This window comes from Brucella tritici, assembly GCF_008932285.1.
GTDB classification, from domain to species: Bacteria; Pseudomonadota; Alphaproteobacteria; order Rhizobiales; family Rhizobiaceae; genus Brucella; species Brucella tritici.
This window is the reverse complement of the sequence record NZ_WBVY01000013.1, coordinates 1-20,007: the sequence shown is the minus strand read 5'-3', so window position 1 is coordinate 20,007 and position 20,007 is coordinate 1. Positions and strand designations below refer to the sequence as shown.

Sequence of the window (20,007 nt, the reverse complement as noted above, 5' to 3'; positions counted from 1 at the left end):
CTCTTTTCGTTGATCTAACCAATGTTACCGATGCAGACTGTTGACGTGAAATACTTCCGTTTCTCCTCTGCCCATGATCCGGGATTATCAATCCCGCGTTTGATAAAACGTGACGTCCGACCGGTTCGACGCGGCGCGGGCACCGGTCCATACTGAGATGAAACTCAACACTATCTGGTACGCCCGTTTTTACTTTCGATCGGGATTTTCTGGTCAAGCGGTTCTGGGGGGTTGTGTCGCAAATTTTCAGCGGGTTAAAGGCAGGCGTATCTCCGGGCGCAATTATGCTGCGAGTTCCGCAAAGACCATGAATGGTGAACAATTGTCGTTTGCGAATTGCCTCTTGCGGATCATATGCGCAACTTCGATACCCGCGATTGTCGCTGCGGCTGAATGAAATGCCTTGAACCCCAACATCTGATTGGTAATCCGCTTGATGAAACGATGGTCCTGTTCAAGAATATTGTTGAGATATTTGATCTGCCGGATTTCAATCATCTTGCTGTAACCTGTGATTTTAAGGATTGTATTTACAGCTTGGGCTCCCGCCAGATTGGCGCCGCTTTTATCAATGACAATCTTGTCTGGAACACCGTTGGCTGCGATGGCTTTCTTGAAGAAACGTCGTGCAGAACCGAGATTTCGGCGTTCGGAGAGCATGAAATCAAGCGTTTGTTCGTCACGATCAACGGCCCGGTACAAATATGTCCATTTGCCTTTGACCTTTAGATAGGTTTCGTCAACACGCCATGAGCCAAGCGTTCGACGCTTACGTCTCTGTGCCTGATCTGCAATCTGTGGCGCGTAACGGACAACCCAGCGGTTCAATGTTGCATGGTCAACGTTCACGCCACGTTCGGCCATGATTTCTTGAAGGTCACGATAGGAAACGGAATAACGAACATAGAAGAACACCGCATAAAGGATGACATTTTTGGGGAAATGAGACCCTTTGAAATCGATCGCCATACCCAGTCACCTCGCCCAATTATGCGCACCGAAGCGACAATAACGCAGCAGAAGTGAAAAATTCGCGACAGAACCTTCCGGCCTGATCCTCTGCGACGAGATCGACCGCGAGCAGGTCCAGCCTTTCGGACCTTATGCGGCGCGCATCGGCGACACGCGGTTTCATGTTTCCGGAGGGCGGCTGGTGCAAACGCCGCTGGAATCCTGAAGCGACGCCGATCATTGCGGCACGAGAACGGATTCTCCATTAAACGGCCGCGCCAAGGGCGCCGCCGCAATATTTAGAATGTCCCTGACAACCAGTCAGCGCCATAACGGCTTGCGGCCTTTCCACATATCCTTCCTTCCCCTGTGCATCCCGGCATGCGGGGTCGCCAACGTTCCGGCCTTCCGTTCAAGCCAAAGCAGTGCTCTCCATCTGAAGAGCCGTTGCGGCATCGGTCGCCTCATCAGGCATGGTACATCGGTATCAGGCCGGATCTGCGAGCGCGGCGGTCGAAGCGGTGCTGATCGGCCTATGGAGTGCGCGACGAGCTGCGCCGCGAACATCTTCATGCCGTCCTGCAATGCGCTGAATCGAGTCTCGTGCCGTCAAAACGATGATCTGACAATTCGTGCGGACAACCCGGCAGGCGTCTCGTTTTCGCGGAAATCCTGGGTTGCCTCCGAAGCCGGGGCGCGGATTGGCAGGCGAAGGGGACGTGGCCGGTGCTCCGCCGGGGCGGTGCGTCTGGCCCTGTCTCATCTGCGACCAGCAAGGATGCTGTTCTGGCCCGGTCTCCATCGGGCTTATGGAAGCACCAACCCCTCCGACTGACTGATCCCCTAAGTCCGTTCTGATTCCTTCCGGCAACCCCCGCGGTTTCCGGCCGTGTTGCCGCGCGGGGCGCGGCTGCCCGCTCCACCCGGACCTTGGGGGTCGAGCCGCCGCCGAAGGCGACGATGCAGGAGTCTCCAGACGGCCTTGGCCGGGTCTCGTCGGAGGGAATGGTTCCTCCGAGAAGCAACGGAGACCGAAAATGCAGAACATCGTCATCCTCGCTGGCAACATCGGCCAAGACCCGGAAACCCGCACCACCCAGGGCGGCACCAGGATCACCCACTTCACCCTCGCGACCTCGCGCCCCCGCTACTCGGAAGGCAAGGTCGTCCGCGACGAAAGGGGCTACCGGGTGCAGGACACCGAATGGCACCGGATCACCGCCTTCAACGGCCTTGGCACGACGATCGAGGAGCATTGCGAAAAGGGCATGAAGGTTCTGGTTCGCGGCCGCATCCACTACACCAAGTGGACCGACCAGCAGGGCAATGACCGCTACGGCTGCGAGATCATCGCGCTGATGCGGGTTACGCAGAGGCTATCACCTGTGCCAAGCGGAACAGCCTTTGGCTTCCAATGATAACGGATAGGCCTTCACAGCTGCGGTGTTAGGAAGGTACAGCTGGCGCGAGAGCTTGAAATTTTTCCTGTATTTGTCGTCCAAATGTCGGCCGTTGCTGGATGGGCTCAGTTCCGCGTGAAACCAACAGTTCCTCCAGCTTCGGCGCGGTCCTCGAGCGGATCAATGTATCACAGGTAGGCAAACTCTTTTTCGAGTTCTCTGATGACGAGCGGTTTCCGAACCAGCCGCACATCGCACGGATATTCATCGCGGAGATTGGCATCCGATCCTGCGACAATGATGAGTTTCAGCGGGCGTAGCCGTCGAAAAACGGTCAGACACTTTTCAAGATCGACGGTGTCGGCATCTATCAATACAACTGCGATATCTTCATCTTCTGACACTGCCCTGCCTGCTTCACCAGGGATATTCGCGAACAGGGCTCGGGCGCCAAAGTTATCCAAAGCCAGATCGTAGTCGATCGCGTATTCCGATTGACGTTCCACAACCAATGCTTTCGGCTTCTTGTCCCGATGATAGTGGTTAGAGGAGACACCCAAGCGGGTTCTGGAAAAACTGAAAGAACGCGCCCGGTGGCTTGCCATCGAACTCTCCATTCGGTTGATTAACGATGAACGCTTCCAGACTCGCTTGGGAGTTCATCTAACTCATCAGATCCACCGTGTGGCGTCTTCCGTCCTGTCATCGCGCGGAAGAATGCCAGCAGCATCTGCTCGCGCGGCATGGCCTGAGCGACATCGCCCTGCACAGCCATACCCGACCATAAAGCGTAAAGGCCTATGCCGATCTGCAACGGAGGCAAGGCCGGCAGAAGATTGTAGCGAATAACGAGATCCTCAATGAGCTCGCAGAACACCCGGTAGCAGGTTGCCTTGGTGGCATTGTGGCGTCTGGCGAATTTGCTGTCCCGGCGGGCATGAAGCTGCAATTCAATCGAGAGCAACGACCATTCCGGTTCAGTCGCCACATAGGCAAGTCGCTCGGTTAGAATTCGAAGCGTTTCGTCGACGTCGTTGCCGGCGGCCTCGCTTAAGATCCGACGCAGGAACGATACCTCCTCCAAAATATGCATCTCCATCAGATCGACAAGAAGATCGTCTTTGCTCGAAAAGTTCGAATAAAATGCGCCTTGCGTGCGCCCTGCTGCGGCGCAGATACTGCGGATCGAGATTGAAGCGACGCCCTCTTCAACAATCGAGGCGTGGGCAGCCTCCAGAAGCCTATCGCGGGTCTGACGCTGGGTCTCTTTTCGGCTCACCGGCATTTTCGATTCCCTCAAAGCAAATGACGCTGGAACTTTTTCGGGGCTCACGGATTTATTGTTCAGATATCAAACGATATCCGAAACTGAACAAAGAGCAAACGCTTTTGTAGCGAAACATTCGAGGCGCCGATTTGAGCGAATACGTCCACTACGGTGAAGATGTCGAGGTCCGAACAGATGATGAGGAAGAACTCACTGCCGAAATCCTCGAGATCATGGCGACGACCAACCGCCGGGCCTTCGATCGGCATCGCCACGCCGTTCGCGATGCACACGCCAAGAGTCACGGCTTCCTAAAGGGCGAACTCGTGGTACCGGACCTTCCCAGCCATCTTCGACAGGGTGTTTTCGCTCGCCCATCCACGTATCCCGTCGTCATCCGTCTATCGTCCGCCCCAGGCGACATTCATTCCGACACCATTCCCGCGCCGCGTGGCATGGCCATCAAGATCATCGGCGTCGAGGGAGAACGGCTGCTTCCACAGGATGCCGGCCGCAACCAAGATTTCCTGCTGGTCAACATTCCAACCCTGAGCTTTGGCACGATCGGCAAATACCGACAGTTGATCGGGCTCCTGGAGAAAAACGCCGACAATCCAGCTTTCCTGCAGCGCGCCATGGCTGGGGTGGCCCGCGGCGTCGAGGCAGCAGTCGAGGCGGTCGGGATCGAACCGGGCGCAACATTGCGCGGGCTCGCCCGCGACAATGATCACCTCCTTGGCGAGACCTATCACTCCATGGCCGCGGTTCGCTTCGGTGACTACATCGCCAAGATCAGCGCCGCGCCGCTGTCGGATAATGTACGTGCATTGACCGGCAAGGATGTCGGGACCGTGGGGGATTCGACCATGCGCGATCTCGTGGTCGAGCATTTCCGAAACGAGGGAGCCGAATACCAGCTGCGCGCCCAACTCTGTCGCGACATCGACAAGATGCCGGTGGAGGATGCGGCCGTTCTATGGCCGGAAGGGCTTTCGCCGCATCAGCCTGTCGCCACGCTACGCATCCCGAAGCAGGACGCGTATTCTCCGGCGCGAAGGGTCTACGGCGACGATGTCCTGTCGTTCAATCCATGGCATGGCGTCAAAGCGCACCAGCCGCTCGGTTCGATCATGCGCGTGCGTATCGCCGCCTATGAACGCTCGACTCAGCGTCGGCACGAATGGAACGCGCAGCCGCGCGTCGAACCGGAAACGATCGGCGAAATCCCGGACTGATACCCCGAACTCAAAACCGTCACGAAAGGAGGCCGCCATGGCCGATACTGAAGACACCCCGCAGATAGACGAAACGCGCCTGCAGGCAATCCGCCGCCGGATCGAGGAAGTGGTGGGCGATGCCCCGCAATTGGCCAAGCTGGCGCTTGAGCAGATGGTCACCAAGCACAATCCCGATCTGAAAGGCACTGCAGGCTCCGCCGGACGGGTCGGGGCCCAATCCGGCAATGTCTCCGAGTTGACCGCCATCGCCAATCTTAAGCCAGGTGGCGCCGATCGACTGCGCCGTATCTTCAACCTCGTGAACGGCAATTTCGATGGCGCGCAGAAAGTCGGCACGTTGCACAATATGCGCTTCGTCTTTTTCGACAACGATACGCGCATCCTGTTCGCGACCGCTTATGACGGTGATTGGGATACCTACATCAACGACTTCGCCACCAAAATTCCGGACCTGATGGACCTGCTTTTCGCCTCGGTCGAGGGCTGGCCTGGCATTGCCAGCCCGAAGGTCAAGGATTTTATCGCCGAGCACCAGATAACTGCGGCCGGCTGGTTCGTCGCCAATCCCCAGGTGACGGTCGTCGATGTCCGACGGCTCCAACGAATGGAGCATGCCGTCAATGAATTCCTGGACAAGGTGGGCTGAACCATGGCGTTATTGCAAAAATTGAAAGAGCGCTTTCGCCGCGACAGCGTGTCGCTTGAACTCGATGACATTCAGGCTTTGATCCTCAGAAGCCGGCCGGAGCCCTATGTCGGTATCCATGCTATGCTGCATTTCGACGAAGCACACGGTGCCCGCGACTTGCTCGGCAGGCTGTCACCCCATATCTCGTCGGCCGACAACTGGAGCGACGATCTGGATTTCTGGATTGGAGCGGCGCTGAGCTTCGAAGGCCTGAAGGCACTAGGACTTCCCGATGCGCAACTGAAGACCTTTCCCCTGCCCTTCCAGCAGGGCATGGCAGCTCGCCGTGAGCAGTTGCGGGATTTCGGCCCGAATGCGCCGGAGAATTGGGAAGACGTGTTCAAGCCGGGCAACTGTCATCTGGCCCTGACCATCTACGCCGTCGACGACGCGGCGCTCGACAAGGCCCTGGCGACGGCGCGCGCGGAACTCGACAAAAGTACCGGCATTACCTTGCTCGGCGAGCATCGCTTTGGCGCCCCGGACGGCGCAAAGAACCCATTTGGCTTCCGGGATTCGATCTCGCAGCCGGCGGTGGCTGGCAGTGGTGTCGATCCGCTACCCGGCGAGGAGAGACCGATCAGGGCTGGCGAGTTCATTCTCGGCTATGAGAGTGAGAATGGCCAGCCGCTGGCCATGCCGGAACCACCGGTTCTCGGTAAGAACGGCACATTTGTGGTCCTGCGCAAGTTCCAAAGCCGCGTCGGCTGCTTCAATGCGTTTCTCAAGTCGCAGGGCGAGACTGCCGAAGAGCGCGAATTCCTCGCGGCAAAAATGTTTGGACGCTGGCGTTCCGGAGCGCCGCTCATTCTGGCGCCAGAACAAGACGATGCGGAACTGGGCGGCGATCCCGAACGCAACAATGACTTCAATTTCAAGGAAGATCCGAAGGGCCGTGTCGTCCCACTCGGCTGTCACATGCGCCGGCTCAATCCGCGCGACTCCGAACTGACGCTGCTGACCGATGTCAATATACACCGGATCATCCGACGCTCGTCGACCTTCGGACCGGTCTATTCGGAGGATGTGACACCGCAGGACGACGCTAAGGGCGATCGCGGGATCTTCTTCATTTTCATCAGCGCGCGTGCGTACGATACCATCGAGTTCATGCAGCAGGAGTGGATCAATCGCGGCAACTTCGTCGATCTCGGTGAAGAGCGCGATCCGATCGTCGGGCTGCATGAAGAAAATGGCCGTTTTACCATCCCGCAGGCGCCGGTCCGCAGGCGGGTGGATGGGGTGCAGACCTTCAACGTCATGAAAGGTGGCGAATACCTGTTCATGCCGAGTCTGTCGGCGCTGAAATGGCTCGCAAACGCTGGATGGGCCACCGGCTCGAAAGAAGATTTCAACAATGACGCGCAAAGTTGATGACCCGGCTCAGCAGCCTGGTATTGAAACCTTCACCTTGCCGGCCAGTGAGATGCAATTTTCAAGGCTGGCATGCGGCCCACGAAATGGAGAAGTCGTTCTGCTCCTTCACGGCTTTCCGCAATTCGCCGACAGCTGGACCGAGGTGATGCTGGAACTGGCAAACGCCGGCTATAGTGCGATCGCCGTCAATCAGCGCGGTTATTCCACAGGCGCTCAGCCGAAAAGAAGGGGCGCCTACACCGTCGATGAACTCGTGGCGGACGTGCTGGGCATTGCCGACGCCCTAGGGTCAAGACCCATTGATTTGTCACGCTGATTGTGATTCAGACGGGCTCGAAGGAGCCTGAATGATGAGTGATCTCTTTTGGCTGACAGACGAGCAAATGGCACGTCTTCAGCCGTATTTCCCTAATAGCCACGGCCGTCCTCGCGTTGATGATCGGCGCGTTCTGAGCGGCATCATCTTCGTCAATCGCAATGGGCTCAGATGGCGCGATGCGCCGAAGGAATATGGCCCCTCCAAGACACTTTATAATCGCTGGAAACGCTGGGGCGACAAGGGCATCTTCCTGCGGATGATGGAAGGTCTGGCAGTGCCTCAAGCTCCAGAGCGCAAGACGATCATGATCGATGCGACCTATCTCAAAGCCCACCGCACGGCTTCCAGCCTGCGGGTAAAAAAGGGGGCGCGGAACGCCTGATTGGACGCACCAAAGGCGGCATGAACACCAAGCTTCATGCTGTAACGGATGCCAACGGTCGCCCGATCAGCTTCTTCATCACGGCAGGTCAGGTCAGCGATTATACCGGTGCAGCCGCCTTGCTTGACGAGCTTCCCGAGGCCCAATGGCTGCTGGCCGACCGTGGCTATGATGCCGACTGGTTTCGCGACGCCCTACAGGAAAAGGGTATCACTCCCTGCATCCCGGGCAGGAAATCCCGAAACAAGACCATTAAATACGACAAACGCCGCTATAAACGCCGCAACCGCATCGAGATCATGTTCGGCCGCATCAAGGACTGGAGGCGCGTCGCTACACGCTATGACAGGTGCCCTATGGTCTTCCTCTCAGCCATCGCACTCGCCGCTACCGTAATCTTCTGGCTGTGATCAATGAGATGCTGTAACGGGGCCTGCGCCACGCCACCGGCTGACGCATCTTGAAATTGCCCGCAGCAAGCTGTCGTTGTTCCCGTATCGGTCTCAATCGGAGGAATATGGGATGAAGCTGTTCATAGGACTGGATGTATCACTGGCGAAGACTGCGGTCTGTGTAATCAATGAGCACGGCAAGATCGTAAAAGAAGCGCAGGTTCTCAGTGATCCCCAAGCGATCGTGGATTTTGCAAACACCCTGGAGGGATCGGTCGCTATCATAGGGCTTGAAGCCGGGCCGCTGTCCCAGTGGCTGCATCGCGGTTTGGCCGATGCCCGGCTGGAAGTTGTTCTGATGGAAACCCGACAGGTGAAGGGTGCTCTGAAGGCAATGCCGATCAAAACGGATCGGCGCGACGCGGAAGGGATTGCCCGACTGCTTCATCTGGGCTGGTTCAGGCCCGTACATTGTAAATCCGTGTCGGCACAGGAAGTTCGTGCACTTCTGTCTGCCCGCAAGGCGATCCAACAAGGCATGATCGCGCTGGAACTGTCATTGCGCGGATTGCTGAGAAACTTCGGCCTGAAGGTCGGCGCCATCTCGCGCGGCCAGTTCGACGCCAGGATCAAACAGTTGGTGGAAGGCAATTCCATGTTGCAAGCAGCGTCCGGACCGATGTTACGCGCGCGCACCAGCCTTCGCCATGAACTGGCGGGACTCGAACGTCAGGTCCGTCTGCTTGCGAAGGACGACGCGGTGTGCCGGCTATTGACGACGATGCCTGGCATCGGGGCGGTCGTCGCCTTAACTTTCCGATCCGCGGTCGATGATCCCGCGCGGTTCTCATCGTCCAAGAAGGTGGGTCCATGGGTCGGCCTTACACCCTCGCGCAACCAGTCCGGTGAGCGCGACGTGATCGGCGGTATTACGCGAGCTGGCGACGCCAATCTGCGAAGAGCCTTGTGTCAGGCGGCTACCGTTATGATACATCGGGGTCGCTCGACATGGCTGAGAAGCTGGGCCGCACAAGTCGCCAAACGCCGAGGTGCAAAGCGTGCGATGGTGGCTTTGGCAAGGCGCATCGGTACCATCCTTCACCGGATGTGGACGGATGGCACCGAATTCTCTTCAGACCGATTGCTCGCCAAGTCGGCCTGAGCCTTCACATCAGAACCATATCGTTGACGTCTGCCTGACCGCAGACCTTCGAGGTCCCAACCGGGACGCGGTTCCGATGATGCCGTGGTCAGGACTGTCGCCGGCCTCTGCCGAGCACGCCAATGAGATGGGCACATCGGAATTACCGCACTGGACCAGCATCATGTTGGCAGCTATCGCGCTGACCACGGACCGAAGCATGAGCCCGGGCGGACCTCAAACGAAGGGCAAAGCAAGTCAGGCAGCGGCGAAAGGGGATCTGTCGGGATTATTTACCGCAATGGCACCATGACGGCGCGGCTGCGGTCGTCACTTTTTGCTTGACTGGAACGGCCCCGTTACCGAAGTCCTGACCCTAAAGACGCTTATTCCGATTATACTTGTGAACTTCGCGTGCTTGTGCCGCGATCAACATCGCCTTCAGCGCGGAAATATAGCGAGAAGATCGGCAGCCTTCAATGCTCGAAGTCAATCAAGTCCTGCAACGCTTCGCCGGAGGCCCACCCGTTCGAGCCATAGTGCCGGACCAGGCGGTCATCGACCCGCGGGACTCAGTGAGACAGCGGAAAACAGGGTTTGATCCGACACATCGGTGCCTCCGACCGCGACAGGACACCACTCGTAGCAAAAGCCTCATTGCGATCCGAGTGAATCAAAGGCGATTGATATCTGCAAATAGGTCCTGAGCCTAGGCGTTCTAAATGAAACCGTCGATAGGCTTCGTCATCCTGCCCAATAGCATCATCGCATATATCTCTATGGTTGGGAGTTTTGCTTTGTATGTTGACCAAGCGCGGCACCGCCTAAGCGGTCTGGATTAGCGTTATTGGCGCCATCCATCTTTTAGGGTCATGCCGATTTTCGCAGGCGTTCACGGCCGGTGCGCGCGCTGGCCCGTGACCGATAGAGTTCAGCGATCAAAACCGGTTTGCGGATCAAGCGGATAAATCGGCCGCGCCAGCCTGGTAAAGGAGTAATTATCAAAGTTCGAGCTGGTGACGCCGAAACTTGCACATTCGATTGTGGCGCGGCTCAGCGGTTCGAATACCGGACGGCAATACATGCGCGACTTTAGGATCAGGAAACGTGCCGCTAGAGGATCGATATCGGTCGAGGTGAAAACGCCCAGGTCCCATGGCTCGTGCGGACGCTCGGTAATGAGTATGATGGCATCCGCGGTGACAAACTTCACGGCCTTGCCCATCCGGCAAACTTGCCCGGTGTAAATCGGCCCGGAGACGATATATTGGCCGTCGCTCACGGCCCCGACCCGTCCGAAAAGGCGCAAAGGCGGCTCCATTCGATCAAACCCTTCGGCCTGCAGCCGGTTGCCGAGATCAATCTTCATTTGCGCACCGACGCCCGCTTCCGTCAATTGCCGTACGGTTTCTGGGTCGCAAATCGGACCAGCCACGATTCCGGCCATGCCTCGTGCCAGCGCAGACCTTAATACATCGACATTGTCGCAGGTGCCCCCCGACATGCAATTGTCGCCATGGTCCAGTAGAAGTACCGGCCCGGTTCCGGGGCTTGAAGCGGCCTTGACCGCCCGAGCAAGCGAATCCTGTAAGGGTTCCTCCCGATAGACCAATTCCTCGCGGCGCTGCCAGGCGGCTTGGGCAATGTCTCTCGCCACCTCTTGCCCCACGGCCGGTTCATTTGCCACCACCACCACGGACAAACCGGTTTCGGCAATATCGGCGATAGGAAACCCGCCAAACACAGTGACCGCCAGCACGCCGTCGCGGCGCTCTGCTTGTCTGGCCAAATCAACCAGATCGGTCATGGCGCAGTCGTTATTGGTATTCATGCACAGGGTTGACGCCAGCATCGGCGGATGGCACATGACCTGATACGGACGCATACCGCGCTCCAACATGGCGTCCATGATCCTGACGACATGTTCGCCGGTAGCATACATGTCCACATGTGGATAGGTTTTGAAGCCAACGATGCAATCACTGTTGACGATGATTGCCGGCGTGATATTGCCATGCATATCAAGTGCAACGCCGATAGGCGTTGATGGAGCCACCTGCCGGATCCGGGCCAGCAATTCACCTTCGCCGTCATCATGGCTTTTCGTCACCATGGCGCCATGCAGATCTAGCAGCACCGCGTCGCAGCCCCTTGCCACTGCTGCGACAATCGCGCCGGCCATCGTCTCAAATGCGTCGTCGTCAACCGTGCCGCTCGGATTGGCTGTTGCAGCGAGCGGAATCACCATTTCGGCTTTTATTTTCGTGGCATAGGCGATGAATGCGCCCAGCGCGGTGTTACTACCTCGTCCGAATGCAAGCGCTGCCTCGCCCCATTGGGGATCGAATGACGCCAGCGGCGTCGCGACCGGCGAAAAAGTATTGGTCTCATGATTGAGGCGGGCAATGACCAGTCGCATGAAATTCACTCTCTCAGTTAGGTTACATTCCGGCTGGAACCCGACGTAGCGCGCCCAGCTGTACAATCTTTGGTGAATCCTCCAACAAAACGCTGTAGGTGCGAATCCTTGATAGCCGAACCTGCCCCAAGGAGGGAATGACTCAGGTCGGCACGGCGAGGGCGCGCTCAATCAGCCGCACCAGCGACACCACCACCAGATTGATAAGTAGATACAGCAAACCGGCCACCGCAAAGATCTCAAAAATGGCATAGGTCTGGCTCATCAGCCGCTTCGCATATCCGGTAATCTCCAGCACTGTGATGGTTGAGGCGAGGCTCGTGCCCTTGACGATCAAAATCAGCTCGTTCCCATAGGCCGGCAAGGCCTGGCGCATGGCGAGCGGAAACAGGATACGCCGGAACTGCAGCAGCCGGCTCATGCCACAGGCGCGCGCCGCTTCCAATACTCCGGTGGGAACCGCGACAAAGCCGCCACGCAGGATTTCCGAACTGTAACCGGCGGTATTGAGCGACAGCGCCAGAATTGCACAATGGGTAGCGTCACCGATGAACCACCACATCACCGCGTTGTTCTTGATGAAGGATAACTGTGCAAGCCCATAATAAAGCAGGAAAATCTGGACGAGAAACGGCGTGCCGCGAAACACGACGCTATAGCCCCTTGCGAAGCCTGCAACGAGGCGGCGCTGTGACATGCGCATCAATGCTAGTGTCAGGCCAAAGGCAAAGCCGGCCACAATGGCGCAGCCTGCCAGAATGAGCGTCATGCTCAATCCTTTCAGCAGCACGGACAAGGCGCGGGCAATAAATTCTATATCCATGTCAGGCCCTCCTTAGGCTGAAAATCAACCGGCGTTCAAAACGCACCAAGCCCGCCTGACTGATGATGGTGATCAGGAAATAAGTAGCGGCGGCGGTGAGATAGAAAATGAACGGGCTGCGGGTCGAACCGGCGCCGATGAAAGCCACCCGCATCAGTTCCTGCAGTCCGACGACTGAAACCAGCGCCGTATCCTTGATGGTGATCTGCCAGACATTGTTCATGCCGGGATAAGCGATGCGCAGCATTTGCGGGAGGATGATGCGGCGAAATATACGGGCGCGCCCGATGCCAAGCGCACTCGCCGCCTCCAGATGGCCCTTGGGAATTGAGTTCAGGGCGCCCCGCACCACTTCGGTGGTATAGGCGCCCGATATGGTGCCAATGGCGATTACGGCAATGATGAAAGCATAGCCGCCCGCCGCCATGCCGGCATAGCCAAAAGCGCTGGCGAGTTTGCTGACAAATTCCACCGAGCTGAAAAACAGCAGATAGATGATCAGCAGTTCCGGAATACCGCGCACCACCGACGTATAGGCGTCTACAAGCAGATTGAGCGGAAAGATCCTCCCCCATTTGATCAGTCCGCACAGGGTGCCGATCACGCCGCCCAGCACCATACTGCACAGACCGATTGCGATCGTGATGGTCGCGCCGCGAAGAATGGCCCCGATCCAGCCACCCTCCCAGATTTGTAAAAAACTGATTTCCATTTTCACACCTTGCCACCGCCCGACAGAGAACCGCGCTGCTGTCGCAGCGCAGCTTTTCTTAGTAATTCATTGAAATTATTGCATTATGATTGGCATTTCACTTGCATGGCTTGCTGATGTCCATCTTGAACCAGGTCACGCTTGCCTTGCCGATCGAACCATCGGCAATGGCCGCACAGAGCGCCCCGTCAATTTTCGATTTCAACGCGCTGTCTTCCTTGCGCAGACCGATGCCGGCGGCATCGCCAAGCGTTTCGTCCGAGGCGCTGTCGATACGCACCTCGACCCGTCTGAAGCCGGCGCCATCCGGCTTGCCAAGAAAATCATCAGCCGCCGAGACATCGGAGAAAAACGCATCGATGCGGCCACTGGCCATGTCGATCTGCATCTGTTCCAGTGTGTCATAGGTCTTCAGATCGGCATCCGGAAGGTGCTTGGCGATATAACGGGCATGGGTCGTGCCCGATTGCACGCCGATCCGCTTGTCGGCCAGCGCTTTCATCAGACCGTCGAAGTCAGTCAGTGCCGCGACAGGACTTCCTTTGGGCGCGACAAAGAAATTGGGGACGTCCCCATAGCCTTTCGAGAAAGCAATCTCCTTTTTGCGCTCATTGGTGATCGACATGCCGGAAATGATGGCGTCGATCTGATGCGCCCTCAGCGCCGGGATCAGCCCGTCAAAGGCTTGTACAACAAAGGTGCATTTCACCGCCATTTTTGCACAGACGAGCTTGCCGACATCCGCGTCATAGCCGGTGACATTGCCCTGCGCATCGGCCATGCTCCATGGCGGATAGGCGCCTTCAGTGCCAATGCGCAGTTCTTCACCGGCGGCCGAAGCCGTTGAAATGCCCATCGCCATGATGCTGGCGAGCGCCAGATTTTTCCACATCACGTTTTCCCCTTGTGTTTGTTGTCGGTTGTGGTGTCAGTTAATGAATGTGCGCGCCAGAAACTGCCGCAGGCGCGGCGATTGCGGATTGCTGAATAGAGTTGTTGGTGCACCCTGCTCCTCCACCCTGCCCTGGTGCAGGAACAGGATCTTGTGCGAGACCTCGTAGGCAAAGGACATTTCATGCGTCACCAGGATCATGGTGTTGCCCTCTTCGGCGAGCTGGCGGATGACGCGCAACACTTCGCCGACCAGTTCCGGATCCAACGCTGACGTCGGCTCGTCGAGAAGAATGACCTTTGGCCGCATGGCGAGTGTACGGGCGATGGCGGCGCGCTGCTGCTGGCCACCGGAAAGCTGCGCCGGATAATGGCCATGCTTTTCTGCTAGTCCAACCTTCCTTAACAGTTCATGGGCATGGTCAACCGCATCCGCGCGGTGTTGACTGCGTACATGCACTGGCGCCTCGATGATGTTTTCCAGCACCGTCATATGCGGCCAGAGATTGAAGTTCTGAAATACCATGCCGACATCGGCCCGAATGCGCTCTACTTGGCGCTTGTTTGCCGGTGCCTGTTTGCCGTCCCGCCGCCGGCGGATCGCGATTTCTTCGCCGTCAATTACGATACGGCCGCTGTCGGGCTGCTCAAGCAGATTAACGCAGCGCAGAAAAGTACTTTTGCCCGACCCCGATGAGCCGATCATTGATACGACCTCACCCGGCCGCGCCACAAGATTTACACCGCCAAGTACCGCCAGACTGCCGAAAGACTTGTGCAAATCATGCACTTCCACTGCCGGCGGGAGCAATTCTGCCGCCATCGGTGGTACGACGTTGGCGGCGACCCGCGCCGGCAACGGGTTCTGGGCGGCAAGGTCATGCAGGCTCTGCAAAGCGCGATCAAAATAGCGCAGGCTGGCCGGGATACATGCCTCCTCCCAGGCCCGGTCTTCTGGAATGAAGCCGGTGCGCAGGCGTTGCTTGATGTCCAGACCGAGCGGGCTGGCAGGATCACCATGCAGATGCAACCAGTTGTCGGCGCTGACCGCTTCTGCCATGACACCCGGCGCCAGCGTGCCGCATTCCACCACCAGAGGCAGCAGCTTTGCGCGGGGCAACATCTTCCGCACTGCCGCCGAAACATAGCCTGTTGCGGTCGCGGCGATACCGGTATCTGTAGTGGCATTGGTTCCGGTCAGCACCACACTCATTGCGGGACCGTAGATGGTTCTACCCCAGTCCAGCCCGCCATGCTCGCTTTCCGCGATTGACAGCAGTGCAGGATAACCATAGGGCCCCGCACCGGTATGTAGATCGAAGAGGACGACGTTTTCCGCCTCACTGACATGATCCTGCATGATGCGGTGCAGCGTCAGATTGGACCATTCCGCCTGCGAGCCGCCATAATAGAGCCCATCGCTAAATTCATATTGGCCCGCTTCGACCACCGCCACCATCGCCTGTGGCCCACCCAGTTCCTGCTGTAACCTGGCATAAGCTTGTCTGGCCTGCTCGCGCTCCTGACCGTCCCAGGCAGTGAAAGCCGCAACTTCGTGTACACGGCGATAATTTTCATTGCGCGGCGGCTCTTTCGACCAGTCGATAAAATTGCGGTTTAGGTCGACATTGTTCTCGGTTACTCGGCGCATCCAGGCCGCGCCCCATGGATTGATGGCGTGGATGAGCAGGATGGCAAGATCCTCCGGCAATCCGGCTAAGTCGGTGCTCCCGACCCATCGGCTCTGACAGGCAGAGCCAAACGCCGCCTCCGCGCCATGGGTGCCTGACAGAATGACCAGCATGCGCCGCGCATCGCGACGGCCAATCAACGCCACATCGGTCGAAAGCTGCTCTCCCGTCGGTCCATGCAACGGATGAATGATCTGTTCCAGGCTTGCTCCGGCTTTCTGCGCTGCTGCGATGAAGTCCGCTCGCATGGCGTCAAAGTTCGTCGGAATGAATGATGCAACCGTTTTTGCCTTATATTTGATGAAACCTGCGTTCACGCGCGTGTCCCTTCTTACTTAGGTCGTTATAGATCAAGCACGATGGTTGATTGTGGCTTCGCGCAACACAACAGGACTTGACCCGGTTGGGGACCATCGAGCGGTTCTTCAAAATAGCTCACGGTCCCCGACACCAGTCTCTGCACGCAGGAGCCGCATATGCCTGCACGGCAGCTGAACGCCAGTTCGAAACCATTATCCTCGAGAAAGTCCAGCAAGGACGGTGACTTATCGTTCCAGGGCAGAACTTGGCCACTCACGGCGAGCGCAACGCTTACTGCGTCACCGCTCAGCGACGGTTCAGCGGTGACCACGGCTGTAGCAGTCAGAGATGAGCTAGTCTTTTTCAGCCGGCTGCCCACACCGAAAAACTCATAGGCAATGCGGTTTTCAGCGATGCCAAGATCGGTGAGAAGATCATACATGGCCTGCATGAACGGTAGAGGTCCGCACATGTAGACGTCATAGTCGTCGAGTGGCAGCAGCGCCTGCAGCGTCTCTTTCGACAACAAGCCGGTGGAGTGGAACAACTTCTCATCCTCCACGCGAGGCGTGCGGTAGCAAAAATGCACCCGGATATTGTCTCTTGCCGCCGCCAGCCACAAGACATCCTCGCGCAGGGCATGTACGCCGCCGTGATCGGTGGCGTGAATGAACCAGACCGGTCGATCACTCTGTTCCACCAACGCCCGCAGCATGGCGACCATCGGCGTCAGTCCGACGCCGCCCGACAGCAGCACCACCGGCCGGCAGCTCGTCTCATCCAAGGTGAAAGCGCCGTGCGGGCCGTCAATATCGATGTGGGCGCCGATTTCCACCCGGTCATGCAGCCAGCTGGATGCGAGACCGTCGGGATACTGCGCTGACGACGCCGTCTCACGCTTGACGGTAATGCGATAGGTTGCGGTTTCGGCTGAAAATGACGACACGGTATAATTGCGCTGTTCTGTTCCTTGCGCACTAGGCACCCTTAGCGTCAGATATTGGCCTGTCTTGAAGCTCGTCCAATGTTCACGGTCGCAGGCGGTCAGGTGAAACGAGGTTATCGTGTCACTCTCACGGATTTTTGCCGTTACCATAAATGGACGAAAACCTTGAGTTTTCGCCATTAAGACCGCCTATTCAGCTGCCACGGCGGTTGAGTTTTCCGCGGCGATCATCTGCGCCAGACGGCGGCGGAAACGCAGCGGGCCCGTATCGATCTTTAGATCAAGATTTGGCGTCTTCTTGTTGGCCATTCCCTGCTGCACGGCTTCAAGCACGACACGATCCTCTTCAAATGCACCGCGCACGGATTTGGCGAAACTTGCTGACACCGCCGGATCATCCGGCTTGAAGTTTCGAAGCTGAAACCAGTAATATTTTGTGTGGCTTTCGTCGATCGGGGTCATGAAATTATAGCTGTCCATCATAAAGGTCGTTTCGGGCAGAGACTTGCCCTCGCCACCGCTATTCGCCGGGGCAAAAATTGCCTTAATGATGGCGTTACTCGGATAACGCACTTCATAATGCTGCTTGCGATCGGTTTTGCCTGCAAATTGCAGGAAGGGTGCATAAAAAGGCGCCGGGTCTGAATCGATCATCCAGCGCCATACAGTCACGCCGTCCGCAGCCACCGTGGTTTCAAGGGGCGTTTCCTCGCAGGCTGAGCTGGCGAAGGAAGATTGATGCACCCAGGCGACATGAGACGGATCGAGTAGATTGTCAGTCATGTAGAGATAATTGCAGTTGAGCATCATCGATTCGCCACGATTGACGCCCCAGGCCGGATCATCGAAATGCTCGACATGGAAGATTTCCGCCGGGTCGGCATTGTCCGCCTCGCCCATCCAGATCCACACAAGACCATAGCGTTCTTCCACAGGATAGGATCGTACACAGGCGACATGTGGAATTTTCTCGGCGCCGGGAACGCGGGTGCAGGTGCCGGTCATATCAAAGGTCAGGCCATGATAGCCGCATTCGACCTGATCACCTTTGATGCGCCCCATGGAAAGCGGCAATTTCCTATGCGGACACGCGTCTTCAAGCGCCGCCGGCCGACCATCGCTGGTGCGATAAAGAACGATCGGCTCACCGAGAATCGTCACCGTCTTCAACTCGCGATTGACCTCATGATCCCAGGCAGCGACGTACCAAGCATTCCTTAAAAACATGATCGTTCCCCAATTTTCGATTTTAATTGCCAGCATGTTCAGGGGGGAGCACAGCAAATACAAGCTGACTAGTCCTGCGTTTTTATTTAGAGTAGCTAAAAAGTACCAACGTGAGTACAGCGGTTATGCTTAATTTGCCCTTGCGGGGATTGCAGGTTTTCGAGGCGATTGGGCGCTGCGGAACAGTGACAAAGGCGGCGCGCGAACTGGGAGTTTCACCCGGCGCTGTCAGTCAGCAGATACGCAGTCTTGAAGAGGCTATTGGCGTCACGCTGCTGGAGCGAGAAGGACGCCAGATAGCCCTGACCACTTGGGGCCGGATTTATCACGAGCAGATCTCGAAGGGATTCGAACAACTTGCCCGGGCGGGAGATGTACTCGAACGGGCGCGCAATCACGGCGTAATAATCCTGAGCGCGCTGACATCGGTAGCCAACCGATGGATTGGGCCAAAGATTTTTGACTGGCAATCACAACATCCGGAAGCACGCGTGCGCTTGAGCGGACAGGACATCGAGCCCCAGCTTGGCGTTGAGCCGGCGGATTTCCGCATAACCTATGGTAAACGCGTGCTGGCGCACGAGCACTATGTCGAGCTTTATCGCGACTGGGTGGTCCCGGTCTGTGCGCCACAATTGCTGGCTGGCGGTACGCTGCAGCAGCCGGCCGATATTTTGTCGCTACCGCTGTTGGGCATTGACTGGGAGAGCGATTATTTACCGCCGCCGAACTGGGCCGACTGGGCGCGCCATATAGGTGTTGATACATTGCATGCAGCGCCCGGATTTTCCTTTAGCCTGTCTACCGGCGCAATAGGCGCAGCTTTGAGTGGACGCGGCGTGGTATTGGCCCAAATTTCAATGATTGGAGAAGAATTAGCCGAGCGCCGACTGATTATACCCTATGACCTCCGCTTGCGGCTGTCGGAAAGCTATTATCTCGCGTGGGACCGCGCCGCGTTGAGCAAGCCATTTGGCGCGCGCTTCCAACGCTGGATCATTAAGGCTGCCAAATCGCAGGAAGCTATTTCGCGCGGGTCATGACTGCGCAGCAAGTCAGCCAAGAGATTTTAGAACGTTCCCAACCCTTTCCCTACACCCTCTGGACCGATAAACTGGTAGGAGCGCAAATATGTCAAATATGCGGCTGCCATGAAGACGCGATTTGTACAGGCGGTGTCCTTATCAACCAGGCGTTCAGAGAGCTCGGACGCGCGGTTCTTCATTTTCGCCACCTACTCCGCCCGCGGAAATTCTGAGAAGGGCTCAACGTCGTGGATGGAACAGCGCCAGCCGTATCGGTATCCTTCGAAAAGTGCCGCGAAATGGCGATCAACCTCATTGATGAGTAGGTTTCGGCGCTAAAGCTCCGCCAACTTCAAGCTTCGCTCGTCAATGGAACGCCCTAACGCTCCACACGGTGCGCACCGAACCAGCAGGGCACCGTCGATTGGTCACAGAAGGTTATCGCTTCTGATGTTGCCGATCAACTCCTACCTAAAACCCTGCTTACGGTTCGATCTCGATCCGCATAGCCGGAAACATTCCGGCAAAGTACGCCAATCGAATCGGTATACTTATAAACAACGGCGAATCCACACCATGATGTACGGCTGGATGAATTCGAGTGTATCCAGGGCACTGTTACTTTAACGAGAGTGCAGACGTAACGTATTCTTTGGCGCATCTGTCATGCGGATTTCAGGCACGTGATTTCGCGCCACATGTCAGTGGCGGCTTGTCGTAACTCACGATGATCGGCGGCATTGAATTGGTTTCGGGGGAAATAATTTAGGTTGTAGATCGGATCATGTATCGACGTGAAATTTTGCACATGTCGCGCC

At 57.2% G+C, this 20,007-nt stretch carries 18 protein-coding genes and 1 pseudogene; 8 read left to right on the top strand and 11 right to left on the bottom strand.

Going from position 1 to position 20,007, the window contains the following annotated elements; all coding sequences use genetic code 11:
- Window positions 1-282: 282 nt before the first annotated feature.
- Complete coding sequence (locus tag F9K94_RS23905) at window positions 283-969, bottom strand: IS6 family transposase (RefSeq protein ID WP_151610699.1); 687 nt, start codon at window positions 967-969, stop codon at window positions 283-285.
- A 1,019-nt stretch (window positions 970-1,988) separates the two neighbouring features.
- Between F9K94_RS23905 and F9K94_RS23900 the strand changes: the two genes are divergently transcribed.
- The gene (locus F9K94_RS23900) at window positions 1,989-2,369 is read left to right on the top strand and encodes a single-stranded DNA-binding protein (RefSeq protein WP_210250265.1); all 381 of its coding nucleotides are present in this window, start codon (window positions 1,989-1,991) and stop codon (window positions 2,367-2,369) included.
- A 170-nt stretch (window positions 2,370-2,539) separates the two neighbouring features.
- Here F9K94_RS23900 and F9K94_RS23895 read toward each other — a convergent pair whose 3' ends face one another.
- Together F9K94_RS23895 and F9K94_RS23890 are read right to left on the bottom strand one after the other, a co-directional pair.
- A complete protein-coding gene (locus tag F9K94_RS23895; RefSeq protein WP_151610700.1) occupies window positions 2,540-2,956 on the bottom strand; it encodes a hypothetical protein in 417 nt (138 codons plus the stop codon).
- A 20-nt stretch (window positions 2,957-2,976) separates the two neighbouring features.
- Entirely contained in the window at window positions 2,977-3,684 is a 708-nt protein-coding gene (locus tag F9K94_RS23890; RefSeq protein WP_235920684.1) for a TetR/AcrR family transcriptional regulator, read from the bottom strand.
- 83 nt (window positions 3,685-3,767) lie between these two features.
- On the opposite strand from F9K94_RS23890, the gene F9K94_RS23885 reads away from it, so the two are divergent.
- The 6 genes from F9K94_RS23885 to F9K94_RS23860 all read left to right on the top strand — a co-directional run bounded on the left by F9K94_RS23885 (window position 3,768) and on the right by F9K94_RS23860 (window position 9,176).
- Window positions 3,768-4,853, top strand: a complete 1,086-nt coding sequence (locus tag F9K94_RS23885; protein ID WP_192799581.1) for a catalase family protein — start codon at window positions 3,768-3,770, stop codon at window positions 4,851-4,853.
- Window positions 4,854-4,890: 37 nt separating this feature from the next.
- Entirely contained in the window at window positions 4,891-5,502 is a 612-nt protein-coding gene (locus F9K94_RS23880) for a hypothetical protein (RefSeq protein ID WP_142174102.1), read from the top strand.
- Between the two features lie 3 nt (window positions 5,503-5,505).
- Window positions 5,506-6,918 (top strand): Dyp-type peroxidase, encoded by a 1,413-nt coding sequence (locus F9K94_RS23875; protein WP_151610702.1) that lies wholly within the window; start codon window positions 5,506-5,508, stop codon window positions 6,916-6,918.
- The gene (locus tag F9K94_RS23870) at window positions 6,902-7,237 is read left to right on the top strand and encodes an alpha/beta fold hydrolase (RefSeq protein WP_210250264.1); all 336 of its coding nucleotides are present in this window, start codon (window positions 6,902-6,904) and stop codon (window positions 7,235-7,237) included. Before F9K94_RS23875 ends, F9K94_RS23870 begins: the two co-directional genes overlap by 17 nt.
- Before the next feature lie 34 nt (window positions 7,238-7,271).
- Window positions 7,272-8,032 (top strand): IS5 family transposase gene (locus F9K94_RS23865; protein ID WP_086000526.1). Its coding sequence is split into 2 segments (ribosomal slippage): window positions 7,272-7,596 and window positions 7,596-8,032, totalling 762 coding nucleotides; the frame shifts between segments, so codons are not numbered across the junction.
- A 112-nt stretch (window positions 8,033-8,144) separates the two neighbouring features.
- Entirely contained in the window at window positions 8,145-9,176 is a 1,032-nt protein-coding gene (locus F9K94_RS23860) for an IS110 family RNA-guided transposase (protein WP_151649010.1), read from the top strand.
- A 910-nt stretch (window positions 9,177-10,086) separates the two neighbouring features.
- On the opposite strand, the gene F9K94_RS23855 is transcribed toward F9K94_RS23860, so the two are convergent.
- The 7 genes from F9K94_RS23855 to F9K94_RS23825 all read right to left on the bottom strand — a co-directional run bounded on the left by F9K94_RS23855 (window position 10,087) and on the right by F9K94_RS23825 (window position 18,164).
- Complete coding sequence (locus F9K94_RS23855) at window positions 10,087-11,574, bottom strand: M81 family metallopeptidase (protein ID WP_151610691.1); 1,488 nt, start codon at window positions 11,572-11,574, stop codon at window positions 10,087-10,089.
- Window positions 11,575-11,716: 142 nt separating this feature from the next.
- Window positions 11,717-12,397 carry an ABC transporter permease gene (locus tag F9K94_RS23850; protein ID WP_151610690.1) on the bottom strand — a complete coding sequence of 227 codons (681 nt, stop codon included), beginning with the start codon at window positions 12,395-12,397 and terminating at the stop codon, window positions 11,717-11,719.
- A gap of 1 nt (window position 12,398) precedes the next feature.
- On the bottom strand, window positions 12,399-13,109 hold the full coding sequence (locus tag F9K94_RS23845) for an ABC transporter permease (protein ID WP_151610689.1): 711 nt from the start codon (window positions 13,107-13,109) through the stop codon (window positions 12,399-12,401).
- Window positions 13,110-13,206: 97 nt separating this feature from the next.
- The gene (locus F9K94_RS23840; RefSeq protein WP_231771646.1) at window positions 13,207-14,001 is read right to left on the bottom strand and encodes a transporter substrate-binding domain-containing protein; all 795 of its coding nucleotides are present in this window, start codon (window positions 13,999-14,001) and stop codon (window positions 13,207-13,209) included.
- Window positions 14,002-14,037: 36 nt separating this feature from the next.
- Window positions 14,038-16,008 carry a DUF2817 domain-containing protein gene (locus F9K94_RS24895; RefSeq protein ID WP_278423163.1) on the bottom strand — a complete coding sequence of 657 codons (1,971 nt, stop codon included), beginning with the start codon at window positions 16,006-16,008 and terminating at the stop codon, window positions 14,038-14,040.
- A 26-nt stretch (window positions 16,009-16,034) separates the two neighbouring features.
- Window positions 16,035-17,117, bottom strand: a complete 1,083-nt coding sequence (locus tag F9K94_RS23830; RefSeq protein WP_151649008.1) for an FAD-binding oxidoreductase — start codon at window positions 17,115-17,117, stop codon at window positions 16,035-16,037.
- A gap of 9 nt (window positions 17,118-17,126) precedes the next feature.
- On the bottom strand, window positions 17,127-18,164 hold the full coding sequence (locus F9K94_RS23825; protein WP_151610686.1) for an aromatic ring-hydroxylating dioxygenase subunit alpha: 1,038 nt from the start codon (window positions 18,162-18,164) through the stop codon (window positions 17,127-17,129).
- Between the two features lie 125 nt (window positions 18,165-18,289).
- On the opposite strand from F9K94_RS23825, the gene F9K94_RS23820 reads away from it, so the two are divergent.
- Window positions 18,290-19,207 carry a LysR family transcriptional regulator gene (locus F9K94_RS23820; RefSeq protein ID WP_151649012.1) on the top strand — a complete coding sequence of 306 codons (918 nt, stop codon included), beginning with the start codon at window positions 18,290-18,292 and terminating at the stop codon, window positions 19,205-19,207.
- Window positions 19,208-19,853: 646 nt separating this feature from the next.
- On the opposite strand, the pseudogene F9K94_RS25030 reads toward F9K94_RS23820, so the two are convergent.
- Window positions 19,854-20,007: pseudogene (locus F9K94_RS25030) on the bottom strand (IS6 family transposase); the annotation flags it as partial.